This window comes from Amaricoccus sp. (assembly GCF_017995835.1).
In the GTDB taxonomy this organism is placed as follows: domain Bacteria; phylum Pseudomonadota; class Alphaproteobacteria; order Rhodobacterales; family Rhodobacteraceae; genus Amaricoccus.
Map to the genome: position 1 here is coordinate 1 of NZ_JAGOID010000171.1, position 3,921 is coordinate 3,921.

Below are 3,921 nucleotides of genomic sequence, written 5' to 3' on the forward strand. Positions count from 1 at the left end.
CTGGAGAACGGCGCCGACCGTGTCGGCGGGGGGGCGGCCGGGCGGACGGGCCCGCGGGGCGGTTCGGTCAGGCGGCTTCGGCGGCGGTCACGACGGGGTCGAGAACGCCGCCGGCATAGCGGCGGGCCATCTCGTCGAGCGGGATCGGGGTGATGGCGTGGGCGTGGCCGGCCGTGCCGAAGGCCTCGAAGCGGGCGCGGCACAGCGCCTCGAGCTCGGCCATGGCCGGGATCAGGAACTTGCGGGGGTCGAACTCCGCGGGCTTCTGCGTTGCGACCTTGCGGAACTGCGCGGCCATGGCCATGCGGCAGTCGGTGTCGATGTTGACCTTGCGCACGCCGTGGCGGATGCCGCGGACGATTTCCTCGACCGGGACGCCCCAGGTCTGCGGCATCTCGCCGCCGAATTCGTTGATCATGTCCTGGAGCGCCTGCGGCACCGAGGACGAGCCGTGCATGACGAGGTGGGTGTCGGGGATCCGCTCGTGGATCGCCTCGATGACGTGGATGGCGAGGATGTCGCCGTCGGGCTTGCGGCTGAACTTCCAGGCGCCGTGGCTGGTGCCGCAGGCGATGGCGAGCGCGTCGACGCGGGTGCGCGCGACGAAGTCCGCGGCCTGGGCAGGGTCGGTCAGGAGCTGGTCGCGGGAGAGCGCGCCCTCGGCGCCGGAGCCGTCCTCGGCGGCGGCCTCGCCGGTCTCGAGCGAGCCGAGGATGCCGAGTTCGCCCTCGACCGAGGCGCCGACGGCGTGGGCCATGCGGGCGACGCGGGCGGTGGTGGCGACGTTGTAGTCGTAGGAGGCGGGCGTCTTCATGTCCGCCTCCAGCGAGCCGTCCATCATCACCGAGGTGAAGCCGTGGCGGATGGCGGAGAGGCAGGTCGCGTCGTCGTTGCCGTGGTCTTGGTGGAGGCAGATCGGGATACGCGGGTGCGTTTCGGCCAGCGCCTCGACCATGTGGCGGAGCATGACGTCGCCGGCATAGGAGCGGGCGCCGCGGCTGGCCTGGAGGATCACCGGGGCGTCGCAGGCTTGCGCCGCGCGCAGGATGGCGAGGCCCTGCTCCATGTTGTTGATGTTGAAGGCGGGGACGCCGTAGCCGCGCTCGGCGGCGTGGTCGAGGAGTTGTCTGAGCGTTATCAGGGCCATCGGGTCGCTCCTTCAGGCGCGGCGCGCGTTGTCGACGAGGCGCAGGATGAGGGGGGTCAGGATGAGCTGCATCGCGATGTCGAGCTTGCCGCCGGGGATGACGATCGAGTTCGCCCGGGTCATCCACGAGCCGTGGATCATCGAGACGAGGTAGGGGAAGTCGATGCCGCGCGGGTTGCGGAAGCGGATGACGACGAGGCTTTCGTCGGCGGTAGGGATCCAGCGGGCAATGAACGGGTTCGAGGTGTCGACCACCGGGACGCGCTGGAAGTTGATGTCGGTCTCGGTGAATTGCGGGCAGATGCAGTGCACGTAGGCGTGCATCCGGCGCAGGATCACGTCGGTGACCGCTTCGGTGGAGTAGCCGCGGCTGGCGCGGTCGCGGTGGATCTTCTGGGTCCATTCGAGATTGATCACCGGGACGACGCCGATCTTGAGGTCGGCGAGCCGGGAGAGGTTGACCGCGCCGTTCGCCACGGCGCCGTGCAGGCCTTCGTAGAAGAGCAGGTCGGAGCCCGGGTCGAGGTCGCGCCAGTCGGTGAAGCGGCCGGGCTCGACGCCCCAGTGCTCGGCCTCGCGGGCGTCGTGGACGTAGGTGCGGGTGCGCCCCGTCCCGCTCTCGCCGTAGCTGCGGAAGGTGGCCTCGAGCGCGGCGAGGTCGTTCGCCTCGTAGGAGAAGTGGCTGAAGGTCGCGTCGCCTGCGTCGAGGCGGGCGGCGAGTTCGGTCTTCATCGCGGCGCGGTCGTAGCTGTGAAAGGCGTCGCCCTCGATGGCGACGGCCTTGATGCCCTCGCGGCGGAAGATCTGGTCGAAGGTGTGCTTGACCGTGGTCGTGCCGGCGCCGGACGAGCCCGTGACAGAGATGATCGGGTGCTTGCGGCTCATGGTCAGGACCGGAACAGGCCGCGCTGGCCGAAGAGGGCCGAGGTCTCGGGAGGGGCCGCGTGGTAGGCGGCGACGCTGGCGACGATGTCGGCGGAGCCGAAGACGAAGGGGGTGCGTTCGTGGAGGCTCGTGGCCGCCTGGTCGAGGATGCGCTCGGCGCCGTCGGTCGCCCGGCCGCCGGCCTGCTCGATCAGCCAGGCGACGGGCGCGCATTCGTAGACGCGGCGCAGCCGGCCGTGCTCGTAGCCGGCGCGGTCGTCGGCCGGGTAGAGGAAGACGCCGCCGCGGGTGAGGATGCGGTGGACCTCGGCGACGAGCGAGGCGATCCAGCGCATGTTGAAGTTGTGCCCGAGCGGGCCCTCGGCGCCGGCGAGGCAGTCGCCGACGAAGGCGCGCACCGGCTGCGGCCAGTGGCGGTGGTTCGAGGCGTTGATGGCGAACTCCGGGGCGCGGGGCGGCACGCGGATGTCGGGCGCGGCGAGGCGGAAGGCGCCGGTGGCGGCGTCGAGGACGAAGCGCATCACGCCATCGCCGAAGCTCGCGACGAGGGCGGTCTGCGGGCCGTAGATGACGTAGCCGGCGGCGAGGAGATCGCGGCCCGGGCGCAGGAAGCTCGCCCGCGGGTCGGCCTCGGCCGGGTAGATGCCGAAGATCGTGCCGACGGAGACGTTGACATCGAGGTTCGACGAGCCGTCGAGCGGGTCGATGGCGACGGCGAGCGCGCCCTCGCCGAGGGCGGCGACGTCGTCGAGTTCCTCCGAGGCGTACCAGCGCACGCCGGTTCCGGCGAGGGCGTCACGAAAGGCGGCGTCGGCGAGGAGGTCGAGCGCGACCTGGTGGTCGCCGTCGGCGTTGCGCCCGGCCGCGGCGCCGAGGCCGGCGCCGCCGGCGATGGTCAGGGCGAGGTCGCGGGCTGCGGCCGCGATGCCGGCAAGGGGCGCGCGGAAGGCGGCGGGGACGGGCTGGAGATCGATGGGGCCGGCGTCGTCCAGCATCTTTGTTTTCCTCCCGCGGTCGCCGCCGACCGAAACTTTCGCAAGGAGTCTTGACAGAGCGCCGCCCAAAAGAAAATTTTATAGATCTAAATGGAGGTTCAGGAAACATGAAGGCTCGGCCGGACGCCATCACCTTCAAGCAGTTGCGCGCCTTCCGCGAGGTGGTCGAGCGCGGCTCGCTGGCGGCGGCGGCGGAGGCGCTGGGGCTGTCGGCGCCGGCGGTGCATGCGCAACTGAAGTGCCTGCGCGACTTTGCGGGGGCGGAGATGCTGGCGCGCGCGGCCGACGGGCGCTGGGAGCCGACTCCGGAGGGCGCGGCGATGCTCGCCGCGGCGCGGGCGGCGCAGACGGCGCTCGACGTGGGCGTGGAGCGAATCGCCGCGCTGCGCGCCGGCACGCGCGGACGGGTGGCGCTCGGGGTGGTCAGCACGGCGAAGTATTTCGCGCCCTTCCTGGTGGCGCGGCTGATGCGGCGGTTTCCGGAGATCGAGATCGAACTCAAGGTCGGCAACCGCGGAGAGACGTTCGCGGCGCTGGCCGAGGGGCGGCTCGACCTCGCGATCACCGGCTGGCCGCCGCGCGAGCCGGCGGTCGAGGCGGCGACGCTGGGGCCGCATCCGCACGTGATCGTCGCGGCCCCCGGGCACAGGCTGGCGGGAGCCGCCCGGGTCGAGCCGGAGCTTCTGGTCGAGGAGACGTTCCTGTCGCGCGAGGCGGGCTCGGGGACGCGCAGCCTGATGGTCCGATTTCTCGATCGCATCGCCGAGGGGCGGTCGGTGCGCACCATCGAGATGGGCACCAACGAGACGATCAAGCAGGCGGTGCGGGCCGGTCTCGCGATCGCGCTGATCTCGGAGCATGCCGTGGTGGAGGAGCTGCGCCACGGGACGCTCG

General features: G+C 71.7%; 4 protein-coding genes. 1 reads left to right on the forward strand and 3 read right to left on the reverse strand.

Features of this window, described 5'->3' with window-relative positions:
• Positions 1-67 precede the first annotated feature (67 nt).
• From fba to KBA23_RS16080, 3 genes are read right to left on the reverse strand one after another with little or no spacing between them, the layout of a single operon-like run.
• Positions 68-1,147 (reverse strand): class II fructose-bisphosphate aldolase, encoded by a 1,080-nt coding sequence (gene fba, locus KBA23_RS16070; RefSeq protein WP_290743071.1) that lies wholly within the window; start codon positions 1,145-1,147, stop codon positions 68-70.
• Positions 1,148-1,159: 12 nt separating this feature from the next.
• Positions 1,160-2,032 carry a phosphoribulokinase gene (locus KBA23_RS16075; RefSeq protein WP_290743074.1) on the reverse strand — a complete coding sequence of 291 codons (873 nt, stop codon included), beginning with the start codon at positions 2,030-2,032 and terminating at the stop codon, positions 1,160-1,162.
• Between the two features lie 2 nt (positions 2,033-2,034).
• On the reverse strand, positions 2,035-3,027 hold the full coding sequence (locus KBA23_RS16080) for a class 1 fructose-bisphosphatase (protein ID WP_290743076.1): 993 nt from the start codon (positions 3,025-3,027) through the stop codon (positions 2,035-2,037).
• Positions 3,028-3,134: 107 nt separating this feature from the next.
• On the opposite strand from KBA23_RS16080, the gene KBA23_RS16085 reads away from it, so the two are divergent.
• On the forward strand, positions 3,135-3,921 hold a 787-nt coding region (locus tag KBA23_RS16085; RefSeq protein ID WP_290743079.1), incomplete at its 3' end, for a LysR substrate-binding domain-containing protein.